The organism is Ciceribacter sp. RN22 (genome assembly GCF_024054295.1).
Taxonomy (GTDB): Bacteria; Pseudomonadota; Alphaproteobacteria; order Rhizobiales; family Rhizobiaceae; genus Allorhizobium; species Allorhizobium lividum.
The window spans coordinates 857185-879013 of record NZ_JAMXLD010000002.1 but is presented as its reverse complement, the minus strand read 5'-3'; the positions used below and the strand labels follow the sequence as shown (position 1 = coordinate 879013).

Annotated in this window: 25 protein-coding genes and 1 tRNA gene; 16 read left to right on the top strand and 10 right to left on the bottom strand. The window is 61.8% G+C overall.

Translation table 11 applies throughout. The features are described 5' to 3' along the window. Positions 1–16 precede the first annotated feature (16 nt). From NHF53_RS19155 to NHF53_RS19145, 3 genes are read right to left on the bottom strand one after another with little or no spacing between them, the layout of a single operon-like run. Entirely contained in the window at positions 17–595 is a 579-nt protein-coding gene (locus NHF53_RS19155) for a cob(I)yrinic acid a,c-diamide adenosyltransferase (protein ID WP_252835620.1), read from the bottom strand. Between the two features lie 14 nt (positions 596–609). After that, the gene (locus NHF53_RS19150) at positions 610–807 is read right to left on the bottom strand and encodes a twin transmembrane helix small protein (RefSeq protein WP_114362959.1); all 198 of its coding nucleotides are present in this window, start codon (positions 805–807) and stop codon (positions 610–612) included. A gap of 28 nt (positions 808–835) precedes the next feature. Next, positions 836–1669 (bottom strand): SDR family oxidoreductase, encoded by an 834-nt coding sequence (locus NHF53_RS19145; protein ID WP_252835619.1) that lies wholly within the window; start codon positions 1667–1669, stop codon positions 836–838. Positions 1670–1750: 81 nt separating this feature from the next. Here NHF53_RS19145 and NHF53_RS19140 point away from each other — a divergent pair, with 81 nt between their 5' ends. Further along, positions 1751–2650 carry a YihY/virulence factor BrkB family protein gene (locus NHF53_RS19140; protein WP_114362961.1) on the top strand — a complete coding sequence of 300 codons (900 nt, stop codon included), beginning with the start codon at positions 1751–1753 and terminating at the stop codon, positions 2648–2650. Here the strand turns inward: NHF53_RS19140 and gluQRS are convergent. Further along, a complete protein-coding gene (gene gluQRS / locus NHF53_RS19135) occupies positions 2615–3514 on the bottom strand; it encodes a tRNA glutamyl-Q(34) synthetase GluQRS (RefSeq protein ID WP_252835618.1) in 900 nt (299 codons plus the stop codon). The two genes, NHF53_RS19140 and gluQRS, sit on opposite strands and share 36 nt — an antisense overlap. Positions 3515–3552: 38 nt before the next feature. On the opposite strand from gluQRS, the gene NHF53_RS19130 reads away from it, so the two are divergent. Beyond that, complete coding sequence (locus NHF53_RS19130; RefSeq protein WP_252835617.1) at positions 3553–4203, top strand: DNA-3-methyladenine glycosylase; 651 nt, start codon at positions 3553–3555, stop codon at positions 4201–4203. A 139-nt stretch (positions 4204–4342) separates the two neighbouring features. Next, positions 4343–4900: an HNH endonuclease gene (locus tag NHF53_RS19125; protein ID WP_114362964.1), complete on the top strand. Its 558-nt coding sequence runs from the start codon at positions 4343–4345 to the stop codon at positions 4898–4900. A gap of 4 nt (positions 4901–4904) precedes the next feature. Here the strand turns inward: NHF53_RS19125 and NHF53_RS19120 are convergent, their stop codons facing one another. Further along, positions 4905–5423 (bottom strand): disulfide bond formation protein B, encoded by a 519-nt coding sequence (locus NHF53_RS19120; protein WP_252835616.1) that lies wholly within the window; start codon positions 5421–5423, stop codon positions 4905–4907. A 14-nt stretch (positions 5424–5437) separates the two neighbouring features. Further along, positions 5438–6028, bottom strand: coding sequence for a YqaA family protein (locus tag NHF53_RS19115; RefSeq protein WP_252835615.1), 591 nt, complete (start codon positions 6026–6028; stop codon positions 5438–5440). 177 nt (positions 6029–6205) lie between these two features. Here NHF53_RS19115 and NHF53_RS19110 point away from each other — a divergent pair. Further along, a tRNA-Leu gene (locus tag NHF53_RS19110) sits at positions 6206–6290 on the top strand. Positions 6291–6474: 184 nt separating this feature from the next. Next, positions 6475–8115: an AMP-binding protein gene (locus NHF53_RS19105; protein WP_252835614.1), complete on the top strand. Its 1641-nt coding sequence runs from the start codon at positions 6475–6477 to the stop codon at positions 8113–8115. A 5-nt stretch (positions 8116–8120) separates the two neighbouring features. Here the strand turns inward: NHF53_RS19105 and NHF53_RS19100 are convergent, their stop codons facing one another. The 3 genes from NHF53_RS19100 to secA form a co-directional block, all read right to left on the bottom strand. Beyond that, the gene (locus NHF53_RS19100) at positions 8121–9401 is read right to left on the bottom strand and encodes a GNAT family N-acetyltransferase (RefSeq protein WP_252835613.1); all 1281 of its coding nucleotides are present in this window, start codon (positions 9399–9401) and stop codon (positions 8121–8123) included. Further along, positions 9398–10816 (bottom strand): lipopolysaccharide biosynthesis protein, encoded by a 1419-nt coding sequence (locus tag NHF53_RS19095; RefSeq protein ID WP_252835612.1) that lies wholly within the window; start codon positions 10814–10816, stop codon positions 9398–9400. Before NHF53_RS19095 ends, NHF53_RS19100 begins: the two co-directional genes overlap by 4 nt. Before the next feature lie 146 nt (positions 10817–10962). Next, complete coding sequence (gene secA, locus NHF53_RS19090) at positions 10963–13689, bottom strand: preprotein translocase subunit SecA (protein ID WP_252836007.1); 2727 nt, start codon at positions 13687–13689, stop codon at positions 10963–10965. A gap of 243 nt (positions 13690–13932) precedes the next feature. Between secA and NHF53_RS19085 the strand changes: the two genes are divergently transcribed. The 6 genes from NHF53_RS19085 (at position 13933) to NHF53_RS19060 (ending at position 17927) form a co-directional block, all read left to right on the top strand. After that, positions 13933–14778: a peptidylprolyl isomerase gene (locus NHF53_RS19085; RefSeq protein WP_252835611.1), complete on the top strand. Its 846-nt coding sequence runs from the start codon at positions 13933–13935 to the stop codon at positions 14776–14778. Between the two features lie 77 nt (positions 14779–14855). Next, the gene (argJ, locus tag NHF53_RS19080; RefSeq protein WP_252835610.1) at positions 14856–16097 is read left to right on the top strand and encodes a bifunctional glutamate N-acetyltransferase/amino-acid acetyltransferase ArgJ; all 1242 of its coding nucleotides are present in this window, start codon (positions 14856–14858) and stop codon (positions 16095–16097) included. A gap of 8 nt (positions 16098–16105) precedes the next feature. Then, positions 16106–16885: an N-acetyltransferase gene (locus NHF53_RS19075; RefSeq protein ID WP_252836006.1), complete on the top strand. Its 780-nt coding sequence runs from the start codon at positions 16106–16108 to the stop codon at positions 16883–16885. Next, positions 16882–17295 (top strand): 8-oxo-dGTP diphosphatase MutT, encoded by a 414-nt coding sequence (gene mutT, locus NHF53_RS19070; protein WP_252835609.1) that lies wholly within the window; start codon positions 16882–16884, stop codon positions 17293–17295. The genes NHF53_RS19075 and mutT overlap by 4 nt, the downstream gene beginning before the upstream one ends. A 96-nt stretch (positions 17296–17391) precedes the next feature. Beyond that, positions 17392–17712: a hypothetical protein gene (locus NHF53_RS19065; protein ID WP_114362970.1), complete on the top strand. Its 321-nt coding sequence runs from the start codon at positions 17392–17394 to the stop codon at positions 17710–17712. Between the two features lie 41 nt (positions 17713–17753). Further along, positions 17754–17927 carry a Flp family type IVb pilin gene (locus NHF53_RS19060; RefSeq protein ID WP_114362971.1) on the top strand — a complete coding sequence of 58 codons (174 nt, stop codon included), beginning with the start codon at positions 17754–17756 and terminating at the stop codon, positions 17925–17927. A 6-nt stretch (positions 17928–17933) separates the two neighbouring features. Here NHF53_RS19060 and NHF53_RS19055 read toward each other — a convergent pair whose 3' ends face one another. Further along, a complete protein-coding gene (locus NHF53_RS19055; RefSeq protein ID WP_252835608.1) occupies positions 17934–18809 on the bottom strand; it encodes a methyltransferase domain-containing protein in 876 nt (291 codons plus the stop codon). Positions 18810–18871: 62 nt separating this feature from the next. On the opposite strand from NHF53_RS19055, the gene NHF53_RS19050 reads away from it, so the two are divergent. Genes NHF53_RS19050 through NHF53_RS19030 form a run of 5 tightly spaced genes read left to right on the top strand, consistent with a single transcriptional unit; the run spans position 18872 to position 21829 of the window. After that, complete coding sequence (locus NHF53_RS19050) at positions 18872–19648, top strand: ComF family protein (protein WP_252835607.1); 777 nt, start codon at positions 18872–18874, stop codon at positions 19646–19648. Between the two features lie 47 nt (positions 19649–19695). Then, the gene (gene grxC, locus NHF53_RS19045; protein WP_114362974.1) at positions 19696–19953 is read left to right on the top strand and encodes a glutaredoxin 3; all 258 of its coding nucleotides are present in this window, start codon (positions 19696–19698) and stop codon (positions 19951–19953) included. Positions 19954–19965: 12 nt separating this feature from the next. Continuing rightward, entirely contained in the window at positions 19966–20823 is an 858-nt protein-coding gene (locus NHF53_RS19040) for a carbon-nitrogen hydrolase family protein (RefSeq protein ID WP_252835606.1), read from the top strand. After that, positions 20820–21248: a DUF1178 family protein gene (locus NHF53_RS19035; RefSeq protein ID WP_252835605.1), complete on the top strand. Its 429-nt coding sequence runs from the start codon at positions 20820–20822 to the stop codon at positions 21246–21248. Before NHF53_RS19040 ends, NHF53_RS19035 begins: the two co-directional genes overlap by 4 nt. Then, a complete protein-coding gene (locus NHF53_RS19030; protein ID WP_252835604.1) occupies positions 21245–21829 on the top strand; it encodes a DUF3291 domain-containing protein in 585 nt (194 codons plus the stop codon). The genes NHF53_RS19035 and NHF53_RS19030 overlap by 4 nt, the downstream gene beginning before the upstream one ends.

Below are 21829 nucleotides of genomic sequence, written 5' to 3'. Positions count from 1 at the left end.
GGCGGCCTTCATCCCGTCAGCGGTGCTTTCCCGGCACCCAGAGAATGTCGTTCCTGCCGCCTGCATTGGCGAACCGGGCGGCGACGAAGAGAAAATCCGAAAGGCGGTTTATGTACTTGAGCGCCGCAGCGCCAACCGTTTCCCCTTCGCATCGCGAGAGCTCGACCATGATCCGCTCGGCGCGGCGCGCCACCGTGCGCGCGAGATGGAGATGGGCGGCTGCGGGCGTCCCGCCCGGCAGGATGAAGGACTTCAGCGGGTCGAGACCGACATTCAGCTGATCGATCTCGCGCTCGAGACGGGCAACCTGTTCCTCGATCACCCGCAGGGGCTCGTAAGACAGTGCTTCGCCGGTTTCCGGTGCCGCAAGATCCGCCCCGAGATCGAAGAGGTCGTTCTGGACGCGCAGGAGCATGGCATCGAGGTCGGGTGTTGCCGCCGTATGAAGCCGTGCAACGCCGATCGCGGAGTTCGTTTCGTCGACGGTGCCATAGGCCTCCACCCGCAGATCGTGCTTTTGACGGCGCGGTCCGCTGACCAGAGCGGTGGTGCCGTCGTCGCCGGTGCGGGTATAGATCTTGTTCAACCTGACCATGTCTTACGCTCCCGTCAGCGTCCGCCGCCCGTCAACCAGAGGGTGACCATGATGAGTATGATCGCCACCGCCTGCAACAGGATTCGCATGCGCATCAGTTGGTTCGAGCGGCTGCCGCTTCCGCCCTTCATCATGTTCATCAGGCCTCGGACGAGTACGAGGACGACGAGACCCATGACGATCAACGTGAGCGTTGTTGTGAAGGCGGACATTTTGCTTCCTCGGCCTTTATTGCTGGTTTCAGCTGAGCGATCGCATCAGCTTGTAGAAAAGATCGGCGGGCAGGAGTCGCTTGAGTAGGGCGCCCTGCCGGGCGGGTGTCGTCACGAGATAATGGGGACGGGGTCGCCCGGCGGTCAAGGCGTGCTTCAGGGCGACATAGACAGCCTCCGGTCCAAGCTTGTGACGGTTGACCGGTCCGGTGCCTTCGAGGCGCGCGAGCTGCCTCTTGTACTCTTCGGCATGCACAGACCCTTCGAGATCGATGTTCTCGCGAATATGGGTCAGCGCGTTGGCGGTGAACCGCGACTCGATCGGGCCCGGTTCGATCAGGCTCACATGGATGCCGCTTCCTTCGAGTTCCATCCGCAGCGTGAGGCTGAGCCCCTCGAGGGCGTATTTCGAGGCGGTATAGGCGCCACGGAAACGATAGGGCAAAATTCCGAGGATGGACGAGCACTGCACGATCCGGCCATGGCCTTGCCGGCGCATGAGCGGAACGATCTGTTGCGTGAGTTCATGCCAGCCGAAGACGTTCGTCTCGAACTGCCGCCGGAGCGCTTCGGTCGGCAAGTCCTCTACGGCACCCGGCTGGCCGTAGGCTCCATTGTTGAAGAGGGCGTCTATGCGTCCGCCGGTCCTTCTTTCGACCTCCTGCACCAGTGCCGTGACGCTCGGGCTGTCGGTATAGTCCATCAACAGGGCTTCGATCCCCGCCTTTTCGAGGGGAGCCAGATCCGCGGGCTTGCGGACGGTCGCAAAAACCCGCCATCCGTCGTTGCGCAGCGCTCCGGCGCAGTAGGCGCCGATACCTGAAGAACAGCCGGTAACGATGATGCAGGGGCGGTCCGCCATGGAATGTTTCCTGTACAATGCCGCGGAGGTTTCCCATATTCGCTTCCGGGTGACAACCGGCACTGACGATCGGGAGACGAGATGCCAGCATTCCTGCGCATGCTCTACAAGGTGGGCTTTGATGCGCTGAAGCATTTTTCCGAGGATGACGGCTGGGCGATGGCAAGTCACGTGGCGCTCTCGGCACTGCTGGCAGTCTTTCCGTTCCTGATCTTCGGGACCGCGGTTGCCGGCTTCTTCGGTGCGGATACGTTCGCCGACACTGCGATCCACCTCATTTTCGATACCTGGCCAGAGGCGATTGCCAGACCGCTTGCCGAGCAGGTCCTGCAAGTCCTCACCGTGCCGCGCGGGCTTCTGACGGTTTCAGTGCTGGCGGCGGCGTATTTTGCGTCAAACGGGGTCGAGGCCTTGAGGGTGTCGCTCAACCGCGCCTACCGCGTGACCGAGGACCGTCCGTGGTATCTCGCGCGCCTCGTCAGTTTCGCCTATGTGATCGGAGGGGTCGTGGTGCTGGCGATCGTGAGTGCGCTTCTCGTCGCCGTTCCGATTGCGCTTGCCTTTGCCAGCAGGTGGTTTCCGTTGCTGGAGGAATTTCTCGCGGTCGTCTCCAACTGGAGAGTCTACGGAACGTTGCTCCTTTTGGCCGCCGGCCTGATCATCTTTCATCTCGGTCTGCCGGCCGGGCACCGGCGATTGCGGGACGTCATCCCTGGCGTCCTTCTGACTCTGGTGCTCTGGCTTGTCGGCGCCCTGGCCTTCGCGTCCTATCTCGCCACCTTCGCCAACTACGCCGCCACCTATGCTGGCCTGGCGTCGGTCATGGTGGTGCTGGTCTTCCTCTATATGGTCGGCGCGATTTTCATCATCGGTGCAGAATTCAACGCCGCGCTCTTGAAATATGACATCCTCTCCGGCCGACGCATGGCCAATGCCCGAAGGCGCTCACGCAAGACCGACCAGCCGTCGGACGTCGGCTGACGTAAGCCCCTGCGCCCTCAGTGCCGCGAGAGCGGTGTCGCCGGCGCTCTTGGAGAGCTTGCGGCCGTCGGCGCCGAGGATCAGCCGGTGGTGATGGTAGGCGGGGGCGGGCAGTCCCAGCAGTTCCTGCAGAAGCCTGTGCACGGCAGTTGCATGGAAGAGATCAAGTCCGCGGACCACATGGGTGACGCCCTGGAGCGCATCGTCGAGCGTGACCGACAGGTGATAGCTCGACGGCGCATCCGAGCGCCACAACACGATGTCGCCCCAGTCCTCCGGACGCGCGGCGATACTGCCTTTTGATCCATCGCCCGTTTCCGCCCAGGTCAGCCTTCTGCCGAGTTCCGCCGTTGCCTTTCCGATGTCGAGACGCCAGGTATGTCGATGGTGATCGGAGAGAAGTCGTTCTCTTTCGGCCGCGGATCGAAGCCGGTCGAGCGGCGGGTAAATCGGAGCGCCGTCGGGATCGCGTGGCCAGGGCCGACCTTGTTGCTCGGCCTCGGAGACAAACGCCTTCACCTCGCCGCGCGACATGAAGGCCGGATAGGCCAGTCCGAGATCGATCAGTCTCTGCAGCGCCTGCCGATACCCGTCGAGATGCTCGGACTGGCGGCGCGCCGGTCTTTCCCACGAGACTCCGAGCCAGCCCAGATCTTCGAAGATCGCAGCCTCGAATTCCGGGGTGCAACGGGAGAGATCGATGTCCTCGATCCTCAGCAGGAGCCGCCCCCCGGAAGCATTTGCCATATCCTGATTGAGCAAGGCCGAGAGCGCATGGCCGAGATGAAGGCGCCCGTTCGGGCTCGGCGCAAAGCGGAAAACGGACCTTTGATTGTCGAAGGCGGTCATGCTTTCTTCTGACATGAACAGTGCCCTGCAGCCAAGAGGAACGAGGGAGTCGCATGAGGATCATCCGGACCGCGGAGGACGTCGAATACGGACTTGCAGAACTGTGCCGCATCGATCCCCGCCTGCGTGCGATTCATGCTACCGTCGATCGCCTGCCGCTTCGTCTCATGGAGCCGGGGTTCGCGGGCCTCGCGCAGATCGTCGTTTCGCAGATGGTGTCGAGGGCAAGTGCCGATGCGATATGGGGGCGACTTGTCGGGGCGACCGGCGAGCCGACAGCTCCGAATTATCTTTCGCTCGACCAGGCTGCGGTCGGCCGCCTCGGGCTCTCCCGGGCAAAGGCAGCGACACTGCGCGGGATCGCGGAGGCGGTTGTTGCCGGTGAACTCGACCTCGGCTCCTTCGGAGGCCGCGATGCGGAGGAGGTCGTCGGTGTCCTTACCTCGTACCGAGGCATCGGCCCTTGGACGGCGGAAGTCTACCTCATGTTCTGCGCCGGACATCCAGATGTCTTTCCAGCGGGCGATCTCGCGCTGAGAATCGCGGTCGGCAAGGTCTTCGGACACGGCGAACGCTTATCCAGGTCCGCGGTGACCCTGATCGCAGAAGCGTGGCGGCCGTGGCGCTCTGTCGCCGCCCGGCTCTTCTGGGCATATTACGCGGGAGACTCTGCCCCTCTTCCCGGACTCAGGCCCCCGGCCTGACGCCGATCGCGGTTCCACGTTTCGCTTCTCGTGCGCGCGAAACGCCGCATTCCCTAGCGGGTGCGTTATTCCGCTTCACAATCCTGTAACAACGGACCTAATATACAAAGGTGGATGCCGAATCGCTCAGGAGACGCCCTTGACGATTGCAGTCTCGCCCCAGTCCTTGCCGGCGCTCGTGCTGAATGCCGACTATAGGCCGCTGAGTTATTACCCCTTGTCGCTGTGGTCCTGGCAGGACGCGATCAAGGCCGTCTTTCTTGACCGCGTCAATATCATAGCAGAGTACGAGCACTCGGTATCTTCGCCCAGTTTTTCGATGCGACTACCGAGCGTCGTCAGCCTCAAGACCTATGTCCAGCCATCCCGCAACCCGGCATTTACCCGCTTCAACGTCTTCCTGCGGGATCGTTTCGAGTGTCAGTATTGCGGCTCGACCGACGACCTGACCTTCGACCATGTCATCCCGCGCGCCCATGGCGGCGAGACGACCTGGGAGAACGTCGTGGCGGCCTGCTCGCCCTGCAATCTCCGGAAGGGCAGCAAGCTGCCGAAACAGGCACAGATGTTCCCGGCGCAGAAGCCTTACCGCCCGTCGGTGCAAGACCTGCACAACAACGGCCGGCTCTTCCCGCCGAACTACCTGCATGAAAGCTGGGTCGACTACCTCTACTGGGACTCCGAATTGCAGCCCTGAACCGTCAGTTCCGCTTGCCGAAGACACCCCAGGCGGCGATCGCCGCGAGTATTACGCTTCCGATCACGTTCCACCCCGCAAAGGAAAGTCCGAGCACGCGCAGCGTCGCCTCGGTGCAGGACGGACCCTTTACGCTGTTGAGCTGGTTGAGGATGTCGCCGGACCCGGCGGCGGGAGCTGCACCACCGACAGAACAGCTTGCCGGTCCTTCCCAGAAGCCCCACTCGACGCCGGAATGATAGACGCCGAGGCCCCCGCCGACGATCATCAGGATCATGACGACCGCAAGCAGGCCTCGCGTGATCCAGGACGGCAGGTTCAGGACGGCCGCCAGTATCGCCAGAATCCCGACGGGGATGCCGATGTAGTAGGGATTCCGCTGAAGAAGGCAGAGCGCGCAGGGGATGTAGCCGCCGATATGCTCGAAGGCGAGCGCGGAGCCGACGACGAAAGCCATGCCGAGCGTGATCAGAACCGCCGCGACGGCCGTCTTGTTCTTGACGAGTGGTGTAGAAAGACTCATGGCCTGTTCCCGTTTCAGTGTGCGACGTAGCGATAGCCCACGTAGAGCGCGATCAATACTGCCGCGCCGGCGGCGGCTATATGGCCGAGCCGCTTCTCGATGAAGTCGCGCATCGGTTCGCCATAGCGCCGCAGCAACCAGGCGAGCAGAAGGAAGCGTCCGCCGCGCGCGGCAATGGCCGAGACGATGAACAGCCCCAGATTGATGTGGGCGACGCCGGAAAGGATGGTGACGACCTTGATCGGCGGCAGGTGGGCAAGACCCGAGGTGACCAGCAGCAGCAGTACAGTCTGGTAGTCGACACCTGTCCGCAGCCGCTCGAAGGCGTCGAGTTTGCCGTAGAATTCCAGGATCGGTCTGGCGACTGCCTCGAAGGCGTAATAGCCGAGGAACCATCCGGCTATCCCGCCCAGCACGGAAGCGATCGTTGCGATAATCGCGTACCTCCATGCTCTTTCCGGTCGTGCCAGCGTCATGGGGAGATAGAGAACATCCGCCGGGACTAGAAAGATCGAGCTCTCGATAAAGGCGATCACGGCGAGCCAGGCTTCTGCTGACTTGCGGGCCGCGAGAGACATTGTCCAATAATAGAGGCGGCGCAGCATGCTTTCATTCCTGACCGTTTGCGGGCCGGTTTTAAGCAAGCCCGACCTTCGTGTAAATGCCTGCATCACCGGCGCTTGCCGCGCACGGCAAAACTTCTCGTGAGCGGGTGAAACTGCAAAAAGCAGGTTGACCGGATGGCCGCGGTTCGTATAGTCCGGCCGAGTTCTACGTTTCGGGCCCCATTGGCGGAACTGGTAGACGCGCTCGACTCAAAATCGAGTTCCGAAAGGAGTGCTGGTTCGATTCCGGCATGGGGCACCATTCATCTCTCAGATCGCATTGATCACTGAATTTCGGCGTGTTCGTGTCGATCACGCGGGATTCGGCAACATTTCCGTCACCCCGGTTGCTGCGGTATAGGCGGTCCGGTGCGACGGTCCGCCTTTCTCATTGTGCATGTGCGAAACGAGTGCTAGCAGTTCCCGATGTGAGACGGGATACCGGCATGTTTCTGTCAAGAAGTAGCTCTTACGAAAACATCGTCCGCGACTTTTCGTGGGAGATACCCGAGGATTTCAACATCGGGCGCGCCGTCAGCGATGACTGGGCGGTCCGGGACCCTGAACGGGTCTGCCTGGAGCATTTCAGCCCCGACGGCATTCATCGGTCGATGACCTATCGAGGGCTTTCCGAGCGCTCGTCGGCGTTTGCGCACGCGCTGCATTCGCTCGGCGTCGCCGTCGGCGACCGTGTGGCACTGCTTCTGCCGCAATCCTTCGAGACGGTTGTCGCACATGTCTCGATCTACAAGCTCGGCGGAATTGCGCTACCGCTGGCGCTTCTCTTCGGAGAGGAAGCTCTCGAATTTCGTCTGCGGGCGTCCGGCGCCAAGGTGGTGGTCACCAACGACTTTGGGCTGTCGCGCCTCGCACCGATCCGCGGGCGACTGCCTGAACTCAAGCATGTGATCTCGATCGACGACGTTGATGCCCCGGCTCTTTCCTTTGCTCGATTGATCGATACCCACCCGTCCGTGTTCGACGTGGTGGAGGGTGGTCCCGACAAGCCTGCGATGATGATCTTCACTTCCGGTACGACGGGACCGCCGAAGGGTGCCCTGCACGGGCACCACGTTCTTCCCGGGCACATGCCGGGTTTCCAGATGGCGCACGCGTTTCCGCCGCAACCGGGAGACAAGATGTGGACGCCGGCGGACTGGGCCTGGGCCGGAGGCCTGCTCAACGCGCTCCTTCCGGCGCTGCTGCTCGGAATTCCGGTTGTCTCGTCGCCCGCCCAGAAATTCGATCCGCACATGGCTTTCCGCATCATGGCCGAGATGAAGGTGCGCAATGCCTTCATCCCACCGACCGCCCTGAGGCTGATGAAGGTCGTGGAAGGCCCTCGAGCCCGGTATGACCTCGTTTTGCGCAGCATCGGGAGCGCCGGCGAAGCGTTGGGGCGCGAAACCTACGAATGGGTGAAATCCACTCTGGGGATCGTGCCGAACGAGTTCTACGGACAGACCGAATGCAATTTCGTTCTTTCGTCGGCAGGCCATATCGGCGTCAGCAAAGCCGGCGCGATCGGACGTCCGGTGCCCGGCCACGAGGTCGCAATCGTCGGCCCGGATGGAACCGTCCTTCCCACAGGTGCCGTCGGGCAGATCGCCGTCCGTCGTCCGGATCCCGTGATGTTCCTCGAATACTGGCAGAATCCGCAAGCGACCGCTGCCAAGTTCGTCAGCGAGTGGATGACGACGGGCGACATGGGCCGGCAGGACGAGGACGGCTATTTCGTCTTTCTCGGTCGCGATGACGACGTCATCACCTCCTCCGGTTACCGCATCGGGCCTGCGGAGATCGAGGATTGCCTGCTCGGGCATCCTGCCGTGCAGCTCGCGGCCGTGATCGGCAAGCCGGATCCGGTGCGAACGGAGATCGTCAAGGCCTTCGTTGTCCTCCGGTCTGGCCATGTCGCCAGCCCCGAACTGGCCGAAGAACTCCGTTCGTGGGTCAAGCTGCGGCTGTCCATGCACGAATATCCCCGGGAGGTGGCCTTCGTGGACGAACTGCCGCTGACAACGTCCGGCAAGGTGATACGCCGGATCTTGCGTGAGCAGGACACCGCCGGCTTCGCTGCGGAATAGCGCCTTCAGCGGTCTCCGAACCGGCGCGACAGTATCTTGTCGCGCAGCATTCGCGCGAGATTACGCGTATTCCGGTAGAGGTGGAGCTGCGTCGCCACCTGCCGGACATCGCGGTCGGAATTGCGGTTGAGGCCGATCACCACAGTCGCCATCTCCTCGCGTTCCCGCCACATGCGATGCAGGACCGTGTCCTCGGCATCCGTCGAGGAATCCGTGCGCACGATGTTGGCGTCGTCGAGGTGCCAGTCGGTCAGGTCCGCCGCGAGCAGCTTGCCGGGGGAGAAGCGGGCATAGTCCTCGTCGAAAGTGGTTTTCCACGTATAGGCTTCGCCAGCCATGATGAAGACGATGATCGAAGCGATCGCCTTGCCGTCGAGGTCGAGCGTGTGAATGCGCACCGCGTCGACCTCTGCAAGGTTGCTGACTGCTTCGCGGGCGAACGCAGCACGATAGCGGTCGTTGAGGAGGGCGGTCCGTTTCTTCCCTTTCCAGCCCTTCGCCTCGATCGAGAGAAATTCCTCCATGCGCAGTCGAACTTCTTCGGGCTGACGGGCGACATTGTAGGCAAGTTCTCCCTTCTGGGCGAGTAGCCGGTGTTGCCGCCGGATATCCTTCAGATGGCCCCTGGAGATCGAATTCCTGAGATAGGTGTTGCCATCTTCGTCGCTTTGCAGCATCGGGCGTTCGGTGGGATTGGTGATCGTCACCGGCAGATCGCGGCTGAGCGCAAGAGCTCTGGCGAGCTTGGCAAAGGGACCGTTCACGCGCAGGTTTGGCAATACGAGAATCCCGGGGAGCTTTGCTTCCGGTGAGGCGAGGCCATCGAAAAGATTGTCGATCGTCTCCGCCGCGTCCTCCGCATCGACGAGCGGTGTCCCGAGCGGGCCGAAGTGGTTGGCCCAGGCCCGGATGATCGAAGGACCGACGGAGAAGCCCGGCTTCTCCGTTGAGAAAGGCATCAACAGGCGCATGCGGCTACGCGCGCCGACCTCGTCGCGGATGATGGCGATGCGGATCTGCCGCTCCTCGAGCCGGGGGATGGCAGGTGCGAGGAAGCGGGCGGCGAAGAAGACATTTGGCTCCATCGCCCGATAGGTGAGGAAGTCCAGTTCTTCCTGCAGATCGTACCCCATGCGGCCCGGATAGAGTGCGAGGTGGCGGCCGGGACGGCCGACGGCGACGCGTACGTCCGGAACCGCGCCGGGGTGACCGTCGGCAGACAGTGTACCGTTCTGGCGGCTGTCGGAACCATTCTTGCTCTCGTTGAAGATCGGCGGCTGCATCATGATCTGGATGGCCTTGTTCTGTCCAGGATTGCCAGCGGATTGGCAAATGCAAAGAGCACGATGCCAAGCGAAGAACGCACGGCGACGTGGAGGAGAAGCGCTTCGACCATCATGGCTGCGGCGGTGGCCGACGCGGCGCCTGCTAGGCCGAAGAGCGGTATCAACATAACATTCAAAGTGATGTTTGTCGCGAGTGCGACGACGTAAAGCCACACGCAAAGCCCCTGCTTACCGGCCATGGTCAGCAAGACTTCGCCGGGTCCGACTAGGGCTTTCGATAGGATGCCGGCCAAAAGGATCGCCATCAGGATGTAGCCCGAGGTGAAGGCCTCACCGAACAGCAGCAGAAGAAATCTTCCGAAAAGTAGAACGGCAAGACCCATAAGGAGCGAAGGCCAGAAACTCCAGCGGACGGTATTCCCGGCGAAGATCGCGAGTTGCCGCGTGTCCGACTGCGCCATCATGGCCGAGAATCGTGGCGCCACGACCGTCTTCACGGCGAAATAGACGAACTGCACGAGCGCCATGGTCTTGGACGCTGCGAAATAGACCGCGACCTCTTCCGGATTGAGATAGAAACCGACGATGACCACATCCGAGTTGGTGAGAAGAAAGGAAAAGCCCTCGATCAGGAAGATCGGGATCGCAACCTTGAACCAAACGAGGAAGTCGATCTTTCCCCTGTTGAATGAGAAGCGTTTCCTCAATCTCCACTCGATGACCGCGAATTGACTGAGGGACGTGACATAGGTGGCAAGCAGCGCCGCCTGCATGGCTGTTGTCGCCGTATGCGGCGCGCCGAGGAGAACGGCGATCACGATGAAGAGCAGGATCAGCGTCGGACGGATGAGATAGGTCGGGCTGAGAGCCCCGATGGTCCAGTGGTTGGCGCGGGCGGTACCTTCGAGGACATCGCCCAACGCGATCATCGGCAGGGTGGCAAGGCCGAAGACCAGCGGCATGACGTAGTAGGCTTCGATCCGGCCGCCGGCGAACTGCAGGAGCAGGATGCCCGCGATGGCGAGCAGGCTTGCCACGAACATCGAGAAGCGCCGCGCGGTGTGAGTCAGACCTCGGATGCTGTCATGCTCTCCCAGTGCCTGGTACTGTGGTAGGAAACGGATGATCGTCGCGTGGAAGCCGAGGCAGGAGAGATTGCCGGCGAGCACAACCAGGACCCAGACGAAAACGAATATGCCGTATTCGAACTCGCCCATGATCCGGGCCTGTATGATCTGCGAAACAAGGGCGATGGCGGCGCTGACGACACGGATCGCAAAGGCTGCGAGCGCCTTGCGCCGGGATTGAGCGTTGGCGTCGTCGCTCAGCAGCACGCTCTCCAACCGCCTGAAAGCCGGATGCAGGCTGCTCGGCAGTATTTTTTCCGCAAACTGGATCACTGCCGGGATCGACACGCTATACTCACCGATGACGCAATACAGACCGGCGTACTGTGCCCATTCAGCGTTAAGAAACAGTTCCTCCGCCGCGCGGGCGGTGTATCATCACAATTCAGAAAGGCGGCCCGAGAGCCGCCTTTCCAAGTTTCTATCCTTGCCTCTTACGCCTGTTCGAAGGCGCCGTGGCAATGCTTGTATTTCTTGCCTGAGCCGCAGGGGCAGGCCTCGTTGCGGCCGACCTTACCCCAGGTGGACGGGGCCTCGGGATCCCGGTTTTCAGGAGCCACGTAGTCGGGCAGGGCCAGCAGGGCGCCTGCTGTTGCACTCTCGTCGAAGTCGTCTTCGCCGGTCGTCGCATCGATATGATGGCCTTCCATTTCGGGGACCGACGGCGGCGGTGCTTCACGCACCAGTTCGACCCGCATCATCTGCGTGGTCACGGCTTCGCGGAGATTTGCAAGCAGCGCCTGGAAGAGTTCGAAGGCTTCTGCCTTGTATTCCTGCAGCGGATCACGCTGGGCGTAGCCGCGGAAACCGACTACAGAACGCAGGTGGTCGAGGTTGACGATATGCTCGCGCCAGAGCTGATCGATCGTCTGCAGCACCACGGAACGTTCGACATAGTGCATGATTTCCGGACCGAAGCGTTCGGCCTTGTCGGCAACAGCCTTATCCGCGGCTTCCGTGATACGCGCGAGAATGTCATCGTCGGCGATGCCTTCCTCCTTGCCCCATTCTCCGATCGGAAGGTCGAGATTGAGGAGGCGCGCGACGGCGTCCTTGAGGCCGGCGGTGTCCCACTGCTCGGCATAGGCCCGTTCAGGAATGTGCAGGCTTACCAGGGATTCGATGACGTCGTTGCGCATGTCGGCGATTGTGGCCGAGACGTCCGGAGAATCCATGAGCTCAATACGCTGCTCGAAGATGACCTTGCGCTGGTCGTTGAGCACGTCGTCGTATTTCAGGAGGTTCTTGCGGATATCGAAGTTCCGCGCCTCGACCTTCTTCTGCGCGCGCTCGAGCGCCTTGTTGATCCAGGGATGGACGATCGCCTCGCCTTCCTTCAGGCCCAGCTTCTGCAGCATCCCGTCCATCCTGTCGGAACCGAAGATGCGCATCAGGTCATCCTGGAGGGACAGGTAGAACTTGGACCGCCCGGGGTCGCCCTGACGGCCGGAACGACCGCGCAACTGATTGTCGATGCGGCGGCTTTCGTGCCGCTCGCTGGCGATGACGTAGAGGCCGCCCGCTTCGAGCGCCTTCTGCTTCAGCTGTGCGATCTCTTCCTTGATCGCCGCGATCCTGGCATCGCGCTCCGGTCCCGGCTCCAGATCGGCCGTTTCCCGCTCGATCCGCATCTCGAGGTTGCCGCCGAGCTGAATGTCGGTACCACGACCGGCCATGTTGGTAGCGATGGTCACTGAACCCGGCACGCCCGCCTGCCCTACGATATAGGCCTCCTGCTCGTGATAACGCGCGTTGAGCACGGAGAAGTTCTGGAAACCGGACTGCTTGAGCAGGGCTGCAAGCAGTTCTGATTTCTCGATCGAGGTCGTGCCGACGAGCACCGGCTGACCACGTCCGTTGGCCGCCTTGATCTCTTCGATGATCGCCTTGAACTTCTCCTCGGAAGTCCGGTAAACCTCGTCGTCTTCGTCAATGCGCTGGATCGGCAGGTTCGTCGGAACTTCGACGACGTCGAGACCGTAGATATTGGCGAATTCTTCCGCCTCGGTCGCCGCCGTACCGGTCATGCCCGCAAGCTTGTCGTACATGCGAAAATAGTTCTGGAAGGTGATCGAGGCCAGCGTCTGGTTTTCCGGCTGGATCTGCACCTTTTCCTTGGCTTCGAGCGCCTGGTGCTGTCCCTCCGAATAGCGTCGGCCGGGCATCATGCGACCAGTGAACTCGTCGATGATGACGACCTCGTCATTGCGGACGATGTAGTCCTTGTCGCGTGTGAAGAGCTTGTGCGCCTTCAGCGCGTTGTTGATATGATGGACGATCGCGACGTTTTCGACGTCGTAGAGCGAGGCGCCCTTCAAAAGGTTGGCTTCCCGGAGCAGGTTCTCCAGCTTTTCGGTGCCGACCTCCGAGAAGTTTGCCGAACGCTGCTTTTCGTCGATTTCGTAGTCTTCTTCCGACAGAAGCGGGATGAAGGCGTCGATCGTGGTGTAGAGATCGGAGCGGTCGTCGAGCGGGCCGGAGATGATGAGCGGCGTGCGCGCTTCATCGACCAGAATCGAGTCCACTTCGTCGACGATCGCGTAGTTATGCCCGCGCTGCACCATCTGCGAGCGCTCGTACTTCATGTTGTCGCGGAGATAATCGAAGCCGAGTTCGTTATTCGTCGCGTAGGTGATATCACAGGCATAGGCGGCCCGACGCTCTTCGTCCGACAAGCCATGGACGATCACGCCCGTGGTCATGCCGAGAAAGCCGTAGAGCTTGCCCATTGTCGTCGAGTCGCGCTTGGCGAGGTAATCGTTGACGGTCACGACGTGGACGCCCTTGCCGGCGAGCGCGTTCAGATACACGGCAAGCGTCGCAACCAGGGTCTTGCCTTCGCCCGTCTTCATTTCGGCGATCGAATTATCGTTCAGGATCATCGCGCCGATGAGCTGAACGTCGAAGGGGCGCAGTCCGAGCGTCCGGCGTGCGGCTTCGCGGGCGACCGCAAAGGCCGGAACGAGAAGGTCGGCGAGGGTCTTGCCGGCGGCAAGCTGTTCCCGGAATTCTGTCGTCTTGGCGGCAAGCGCTTCGTCGTCCAGAGCCTTCATGCTGTCTTCGAGAGCGTTGATCGCCGCGACCTTCGGCTGGTAGGAGCGGATACGGCGATCGTTTGCCGAGCCGAACAGTTTGCGGGCGAGCCCACCAAGACTGACCATCAGCATGGTCCTTTCTGACACTTCGTCACATATTGCGCGCGCACTCGCCGGCATCCGGCCACGGACGAAATGGGGTGCCGCTACCGGAAACATCACTGGACGCGAGGTTGCGTGACAGATAAGAGGGGGGTCGAATGATGTCAACGGGACAGGTTGATGCGGAGGCGCCGGTTTCCGGCCTATCTGACAACTTTTCGCCCGATTCAAACGGTTTGAAGCGGTATCCTATCCGAAAGGTCTCTCATGTCTCGTTATCATAAACTTGCCCTTGCTGCATGCGTGGCGTTCGTGGGTCTCCAGGCACCTGCTTTCGCCGAAGACGCACTGGTGGCGAAGGTCGGGAACCTCGAGATCCGTCAGTCTGAGCTCGATATCGCGCTGGCAAATCTCGATCCGCAGCTCTCGCAGCTCCCGGACGAGCAGAAGAAGATTGCCGCTCTCTCGAGCGCCATAGACGTCAAGCTCCTCGCCGGCAACGCTACGTCCGAGGGCCTGAAGGACGACCCGGCTTACCAGCAGCGCATGCAGTTCATCGCCGAGCGCGAGCTTCACAACCTGTATTTCAAGAAGCACGTTGTCGACGCCGTGACGGACGACGAGGTCAAGGCACGCTATGAGAAGGAAATCGCAGCGCTGCCGAAGCAGGAGGAGGTTCGTGCGCGGCACATCCTCGTGAAGACCGAAGACGAAGCCAAGGCGATCATCGCCGAACTCGACAAGGGCAAGGATTTCGTCGAACTTGCCAAAGAGAAGTCCACCGACCCGAACAAGTCGGAAGGCGGCGATCTCGGATACTTCACCAAGGGGCGCATGGTTCCCGAATTCGAGCAGGCCGCTTTCTCCATGGAGAAGGGCACTTACTCCAAGACCCCGGTCAAGACCCAGTTCGGCTTCCACGTCATCAAGGTCGAGGACAAGCGCGACGCTCCGCCGCCGGCCTACGAAGACGTTTCGCAGCAGGTGCGCCAGCTCGTCATGCGCGACAAGTATCTCGAACTGATCGCCAAGGCGAAGGCCGAGCAGAAGGTAGAGATCGTCGATGAGGCCCTGCGCAAGGGCTATGAAGACGTGAACAAGCAGCCGCAATAAAGGCGGCAGCCTTTCGGCCCGCGCTGCCTGCGCGGGCCTTCCCTTTCGTGCTTCGCATCATTTCAGGCCGCAAAGAAATGTCTGCCACTGTTTCCCCGCTTGCTCCCAAGTCCTATCCCGCCATGCCGCCCATCCGCGGCGTGCGCATGGCGACCGCAGCAGCCGGCATCAAGTACAAGAACCGTACCGATGTCCTGCTGATGGCCTTCGATGAGCCTGCCGCTGTTGCCGGCGTGTTCACCCGTTCCAAATGTCCGTCGGCGCCGGTTGATTTCTGCCGGGAAAATCTTGCCCACGGCATTGCGCGCGGTGTGGTCGTCAATTCGGGCAACGCCAATGCCTTCACCGGCATTAAGGGCAGGGCGGCGACCGCACTGACGGCGAAATCGGCGGCCGCGGCACTTGGCTGCGCGGAGAACGAGATCTATCTCGCCTCCACCGGCGTCATTGGCGAACCGCTCGATGCGACCAAGTTTTCGGGCGTCCTCGGCGAGATGGCCAAGAGCGCTACCGGCGATTTCTGGCTGGAAGCCGCCAAGGCAATCATGACGACCGACACCTATCCGAAGGTGGCGACCCGGACGGCGACAATCGACGGCATCGACGTGACGATCAACGGCATCGCCAAGGGCGCCGGCATGATCGCGCCGGACATGGCGACGATGCTGTCTTTCGTGGTGACCGACGCGGACATTGCGGCGCCTGCGCTGCAGGCCCTGCTTTCCGCCGGCGTCGGACCGACCTTCAATTCCGTAACGGTCGACAGTGACACCTCCACCTCCGACACGCTGATGCTGTTTGCGACCGGCGCTGCCGCCGCGGACGGTCAGGTGCGTGTCGAATCTGCAGACGATGTCCGCCTCGATGGCTTCAGGGCTGCTCTCGATGACCTTCTCAAGGACCTGGCATTGCAGGTGGTCCGTGACGGCGAAGGCGCGCGCAAGATGATCGCGATTACCGTCACCGGAGCCGAGAATGACGGGGCTGCAAAGCGTATCGGCCTGTCGATCGCCAACTCGCCGCTCGTCAAGACGGCGGTTGCCGGCGAGGATGCGAACTGGGGCCGTGTGGTCATGGCTGTCGGCAAGTCGGGTGAGATGGCCGACCGCGATCGGCTCGCCATCTGGTTTGGCGATGTCCGCGTGGCGGTCAACGGCGAACGAGATCCCGATTACTCCGAAGCCGCGGCCAGTGCAGTGATGAAGGAAGACGACGTTGCAATCCGGGTCGATATCGGGCTTGGCAACGGCGAGGCGACCGTCTGGACTTGCGATCTCACCAAGGAATACGTCGCGATCAACGGCGATTACCGGAGCTGATGGCGCGGATGCGGGTGGAGCGACAGCAAGCGAATCTTCCGCTCGTTCGGCGGCTCGAGGCAGTCAGCTTCCGTGCCTGGCCAGCCGCTTCTGTACAGTATGACGGCAGCTGGCAGGTCCGGCTGACCGGCGGACATCCGTCGAAGCGGCTGAACTGCGTCGTGGCGCTCGATCCGTCCGACAGTCGCGATATTGCAGTCCGGCTGGAAAAGGCCACCCGAAAGTTCGACGCTTATGGCCGTCCGCTCGTGGTGCGAGAAACGCCACTCACACCGAAGCCTCTCGTCGACCACCTGATCGCCGAGGGCTGGACCTGTTTCGAAGAGGTCATCACGCAGACGGCCGATCTCACCGCCTTGGAAATCCCCGATACGCTCGATCATCTGCCGACCCAGGACGTCGGACGCTTCGTGGATGCAAGTCTTGCCCTTCAGGGGCAGGACGTGGCGCTGAAGCCGGTGCTGGCCGAGATCATCAATTCCATCAAGCCGGCCGTCGGCATGTTCCTGATGGAAGACCCGAATGCCGGTCCGGTCGCGTCGCTCCTCTGCGTGCAGGACAACGACCTTGCCGGCATCCTGCTCTTTGCCGTGTCGGACAAGCATCGCCGGCGCGGCGTCGGCATGGAAGTCCTTTCGTCCGCACTGCGCTGGGCGCGAATGCGCGGTGCGCGCACCGCCTGGCTCCAGGTGTCTGCGGACAACGAAGCGGCCTTGTCGCTCTATGCCAAGCTCGGTTTCGTCGAGGCTTACCGCTACTACTACTGGTCCAAGGACGGTTCGCAATGAATGGCGGGACCAAGCCGATCCTTCTGGTCGCCGCCTGTGCGCTCGTGGATACGGACGGGCGAATCCTGCTGGCCCAGCGGCCCGAAGGAAAATCGCTCGCGGGTCTCTGGGAGTTTCCCGGTGGCAAGGTCGAGGCAGGGGAGACACCCGAAGAAACACTCGTCCGCGAACTCGAGGAAGAACTCGGGGTCACCACGCGCATCCCATGCCTGGCACCGCTCACGTTCGCGAGCCACAGCTACGACAGTTTTCACCTGCTGATGCCGCTCTTCATCTGTCGCCGCTACGAGGGCATTGCCCACGGCAGGGAGGGGCAGGCGGTCAAATGGGTCCGCCCGCAGGCTTTGCGTGACTACCCGATGCCTCCGGCTGACGAACCGCTCATCCCCTTCTTGCAGGACTTGCTGTAGCCCTTCGAAGTTCTTGCAGTTGTTCTTAACGAAAAGTTTATAACCGTCAGGCATGGATAGAGCTGTTCATGCGGTAAAGTGTGCGTGGGGCATATCATGGCAGACGAGGATTTCTGGAAGACCGTCGGGTCTGGAGAACGGTCTTCGAAAAAAGCCAGGAAGACGGGCGTGTTGAACATCGCCCTGTTGTTCGGAACGGCGGCGATTGCGCTTTCGCTCATCCTCACACCTATGCTTGCGGGGAACTCGGAAAGAAGGAGTCTGGCGTTCACGCCGGATGACTACGACAACATAACGACGGGCTCGATCGGCAAGACAGAGCCGGGTCGACGATATACGATACGCAGGAGCATCCTGCAGGAAACGCCTGGTTCCGTCTGCATCATCGATCGCTACGGTGCCGGGGAAGGCTGTTGACCGGGAACCGATCCGAAGCCGGTCGACTTGAGGGGGAACGCATGCGCCTGCTGGAATACCTGGTCGCCGACGAGGCCGGCGCGACGGCCATCGAATACGGACTGATCGCGGCGATAATTTCCGTGGCCTTGCTTGTAGGCTATGGCGCCTTCACCGGCGCACTGATGAACGTTTTCGACACGATCACCACGACCATCAACACGGCGGGCGCCTGACGACGGTCAATCCCGTTTGGAAACGGCGAGCGCGTCGGCAAGCCTCATCTTGGCCGAGCCGGGCTTCAGCGGCTTCTGCTGACTTTCGTGCGGAGCCCAACCCGAGACATAGATGAAGACGAAGGTCGCGCGGATGCGCCCATCGGGATCCGCGTAGCGTTCCGCGTATTTCTCAGCGGCGCGGAGGAAAAACCTCCGGCCAAGCGGTCTACGGCTCCGGTCGATGAGCGGATTTCCCATACCCATTGCCTTGAGATCGCGCATCAGCCCGAAAATCGAATCGTACCGAACAGTATAGGTCTGGGTATCGATGACCGGAAGAGTGAAGCCCGCCCGCTGCATCAGTGTGCCGATGTCGCGCATGTCGGCAAAGGGAATCACCCGTGGACTGGCGCCGCCCGAAAGCTCGATCTCCGTCGACAGGAGGACGTCGCGAAGTTCTGCCAGCGTACCGGCGCCCGGGATGGCCGCGAGTAACAGCCCATCGGGCTTCAAGGCCTTGCGAATCTGAATGAGGACACCTGGCGTGTCATTGGTGACATGGAGCGCAAGCGGCGACAGGACGAGATTGACGGACTGTTCATCGAGAGGCAGTTGCTCCAACGGCGCCTCGGTCATTGTCTCGTCCCGTGTGGCGAAGGTCGCGTGGGTTTCGACGCGCACGAGTTCGCCGATCTTGCCCGTTTCCATGCACTCCCGCGCGGTCACGCCGCTTGCGCCATGCAGTTCGACGGCCTGATCGAAATGTCGTTCGACCAAGGAAAGTCTTTCGGCGAGTTCGTGCGCTGCGATCTGCAGCAGGAAATCCGCCCCGTCCGTACGCCGCAAATGGGCGCGGCGGCGGTTTTCCGTCACCAGGTCGAGATCGAAGAGTTTGTCCATGGCACTGTCCGGCTGAAACTATGCGTGTGGTAAAGGCGCCCGCAAGAGCCTAAAGTCAACTCATGGACGGTCATATAGCGCAATCCACGGAACGGTTAAGAGCCTCGCCGCTGACGACGCTGGGAATATTGGTTCGTGACCTCGTCTATCCGCCGTCCTGTGTTCATTGTGGTATTCGCGTGGCGGAGCACGGTGCGCTCTGCCCGCAATGCTGGACGTCCATACGGTTCATCGAACGGCCATTCTGCGAGGTCCTGGGGACGCCGTTTCCCTTCGATCATGGGGCCGGGACCCTGTCGCCGGAGGCCATCGCCGACCCGCCGGTCTTCGACCGGCTGCGGTCCGTTGCCAGTCATGACGGGCCCGTCCGAGATCTCGTACACAGTCTCAAATATCGCGACCGCACCGACCTTGCCCCGGTCATCGCGCGGTGGATGGTGCGTGCCGGCGCTGAGGAGCTTGCCACCTCCGATGCCGTTCTCGCCGTACCGTTGCATCGCACGCGGCTCTTCGCACGAAAGTTCAACCAGTCCGCGGAGCTGGCCCGGCACATAGCGAGGTCGGTCGGCAAACCGTTTCTCGCATCGGCGGTTCTGCGCGTGAAGCGTACCGCCCGACAGGTCGGGCTCAGTGCGAATGCGCGCGCCGACAACGTGCGCGGTGCTTTTGCTGTCGCGCCCGGCTGCGAGACAGAGGTTTTCGGACGCCGGCTGGTGTTAGTAGATGATGTCTTCACGACCGGAGCAACAGTGTCGGCCGTTGCCAGAGTTCTGAAACGCGCCGGAGCCGCCGATGTCACTGTTTTAACCTTTGCAAGGGCATTGTCCGATCCTATATGAGCCTACCACGATATCCACTTCAGCCCCGGCGGGCATCGGAGAAATGCATGGCATCGGTGACGATCTATACACGCCAATTCTGCGGCTATTGCGCACGCGCCAAGGCGCTGCTGGAGGCAAAAGGCGTCGCCTATGTCGAACATGATGCGACCGGGAGACCCGAGGTGCGGGAGGAGATGATCGCGCGGTCGAATGGCGGCATGACCTTCCCGCAGATATTCATCGGCGACAAGCATGTGGGCGGCTGCGATGATCTTCATGCGCTTGATCGGGCAGGCAAGCTCGACGAGATGCTGGCAAGCTAGAGGCGTGACGCGATGACATTCAAGGCTGCTGCAGTCCAGATGTGCTCCGGAGTGAATCCGGACAAGAATGCCGATGCCATGGCCCGTCTCGTGCGCGAAGCTGCCAGTCGCGGTGCCGCTTACGTGCAGACGCCCGAAATGACCGGTGCCGTTCAGAAGGACCGTCCGGGACTGATGGCGGTGCTACGCGACGAAGAGACCGATCTCATCGTAAAGAAGGCATCGGAACTCGCCAAGGAGCTCGGCATCCACCTGCATGTTGGGTCGACGGCCATCAAGCTCGCCGACGGCAAGATCGCCAACCGCGCCTTCCTGTTCGGGCCAGACGGTCGCAAGATCTGTTCCTACGACAAGATCCACATGTTCGACGTCGATCTCGACAATGGCGAGAGCTGGCGCGAAAGCGCCGTCTACCGTCCCGGCGAGCGGGCGGTCGTCGCGGATCTGCCCTTCGGCAAGCTCGGCTTCGGCATCTGCTACGACGTGCGCTTCCCGCATCTCTTCCGGGCGGAGGCCATGGCGGGCGCGGAGATCCTGACGACGCCGGCGGCCTTCACCAAGCAAACGGGCGAGGCGCATTGGGAGATCCTGCTTCGCGCGCGCGCCATCGAGAACGGCGCCTATGTCATCTCGGCCGCGCAAGCGGGACTCCACGAGGACGGGCGCGAGACCTTCGGGCACTCGATGATCGTTGGCCCCTGGGGTAAGGTGCTCGCGTCAGCGGGCGGAACCGGCGAGGACGTGGTGGTGGCCGAGATCGACCTCGAGGCGGTCAAGGCCTGCCGGGCCAAGATTCCCAACCTCAGGAACGGCCGCGACTTTTCGCTCGACATCGCCCCCGTGCTCGCCAAGGGAGGCGTCACGGTTTGATCCGCTATTCCCTGTGCTGCGACAAGGCGCACGAGTTCGAGGGCTGGTTCTCTGAGAGCGCCGATTTCGACCGGCAGAAGGCGTCGGGCTATCTGACCTGTCCGGCCTGCGGCTCCGCGGAGGTGTCCAAGGTGCTGATGGCGCCGGCCGTTTCCACTGCGCGACAGAAGGAAGAAACCCAGGCACTCGCGGTCTCCGAGGTGCAGAAGCAGGCCTTCGTCAAGCTCAAGGAAGCAATCCGCGAGATCCGTGCGAGCAGCGACGACGTGGGCGAGAAGTTTCCGGAAGAGGCGCGCAAGATCCATTACGGCGAGGCGGAGGCCCGCGGCATCATCGGCCAGGCCTCGCCGGTCGAGGTTCAGTCGCTGCTCGAAGAGGGCATCGAGATCGCTCCGCTGCCGGTGCTGCCGGACGACGTGAATTGAAGGCCGGTTCCCATCATCTGGCCGTCTATAATTTCGGCGTCCATACCGCCTCATACCTGGCCGCATCCGTCCAAGGTTTTGCGTTGCGTGAGCCGCTGAATTTCGAAGCAGCGACGCGCGCTGTCGGTTTCGTTGGAAGGTCCGGTTATGCAGCCGAGCCGGGACCGGAAAGCTGGGGCGAGCAGGTCTTCCCGCGCTTTCTGGAAGAGGCCGGCCGGACCAGTGGGGTTTCGTCACTCTCTCTCTGGCAAGACATCGAAAGCCTGATGGCCTTCACCTATTCGGGTGTTCATGCCGACGCGCTAAAGCATGCTCGTCACTGGAACGAGCGACATGCTTGGCCGCCACTGGTCTTGTTCTGGATGAACGCTGGGCAGCTTCCGACTTGGACGGAGGCTGTGGAGCGATTCGAGTTGCTCACCGATCGCGGGCCGACACCGCAGGCTTTCAGCTTTAAGTCCGCCTTCACCTCAGAGGGTGTCCCTTACGCGGTCGACCGAGAACGGGTGAAGGTGTTCTCCATCCAGAATTCAAAGAGTCAAGCCGACCTGCTGTCGCTGATCACGACCTTACCCGTCTGA

Coding starts and splice junctions, on each gene's coding strand:
- NHF53_RS19155 (WP_252835620.1), bottom strand. CDS start 595: ATGGTCAGGTTGAACAAGATCTATACCCGCACCGGCGACGACGGCACC.
- NHF53_RS19150 (WP_114362959.1), bottom strand. CDS start 807: ATGTCCGCCTTCACAACAACGCTCACGTTGATCGTCATGGGTCTCGTC.
- NHF53_RS19145 (WP_252835619.1), bottom strand. CDS start 1,669: ATGGCGGACCGCCCCTGCATCATCGTTACCGGCTGTTCTTCAGGTATC.
- NHF53_RS19140 (WP_114362961.1), top strand. CDS start 1,751: ATGCCAGCATTCCTGCGCATGCTCTACAAGGTGGGCTTTGATGCGCTG.
- gluQRS (WP_252835618.1), bottom strand. CDS start 3,514: ATGTCAGAAGAAAGCATGACCGCCTTCGACAATCAAAGGTCCGTTTTC.
- NHF53_RS19130 (WP_252835617.1), top strand. CDS start 3,553: ATGAGGATCATCCGGACCGCGGAGGACGTCGAATACGGACTTGCAGAA.
- NHF53_RS19120 (WP_252835616.1), bottom strand. CDS start 5,423: ATGAGTCTTTCTACACCACTCGTCAAGAACAAGACGGCCGTCGCGGCG.
- NHF53_RS19115 (WP_252835615.1), bottom strand. CDS start 6,028: ATGCTGCGCCGCCTCTATTATTGGACAATGTCTCTCGCGGCCCGCAAG.
- NHF53_RS19105 (WP_252835614.1), top strand. CDS start 6,475: ATGTTTCTGTCAAGAAGTAGCTCTTACGAAAACATCGTCCGCGACTTT.
- NHF53_RS19100 (WP_252835613.1), bottom strand. CDS start 9,401: ATGATGCAGCCGCCGATCTTCAACGAGAGCAAGAATGGTTCCGACAGC.
- secA (WP_252836007.1), bottom strand. CDS start 13,689: ATGGTCAGTCTTGGTGGGCTCGCCCGCAAACTGTTCGGCTCGGCAAAC.
- NHF53_RS19085 (WP_252835611.1), top strand. CDS start 13,933: ATGTCTCGTTATCATAAACTTGCCCTTGCTGCATGCGTGGCGTTCGTG.
- argJ (WP_252835610.1), top strand. CDS start 14,856: ATGTCTGCCACTGTTTCCCCGCTTGCTCCCAAGTCCTATCCCGCCATG.
- NHF53_RS19075 (WP_252836006.1), top strand. CDS start 16,106: ATGCGGGTGGAGCGACAGCAAGCGAATCTTCCGCTCGTTCGGCGGCTC.
- mutT (WP_252835609.1), top strand. CDS start 16,882: ATGAATGGCGGGACCAAGCCGATCCTTCTGGTCGCCGCCTGTGCGCTC.
- NHF53_RS19065 (WP_114362970.1), top strand. CDS start 17,392: ATGGCAGACGAGGATTTCTGGAAGACCGTCGGGTCTGGAGAACGGTCT.
- NHF53_RS19060 (WP_114362971.1), top strand. CDS start 17,754: ATGCGCCTGCTGGAATACCTGGTCGCCGACGAGGCCGGCGCGACGGCC.
- NHF53_RS19055 (WP_252835608.1), bottom strand. CDS start 18,809: ATGGACAAACTCTTCGATCTCGACCTGGTGACGGAAAACCGCCGCCGC.
- NHF53_RS19050 (WP_252835607.1), top strand. CDS start 18,872: ATGGACGGTCATATAGCGCAATCCACGGAACGGTTAAGAGCCTCGCCG.
- grxC (WP_114362974.1), top strand. CDS start 19,696: ATGGCATCGGTGACGATCTATACACGCCAATTCTGCGGCTATTGCGCA.
- NHF53_RS19040 (WP_252835606.1), top strand. CDS start 19,966: ATGACATTCAAGGCTGCTGCAGTCCAGATGTGCTCCGGAGTGAATCCG.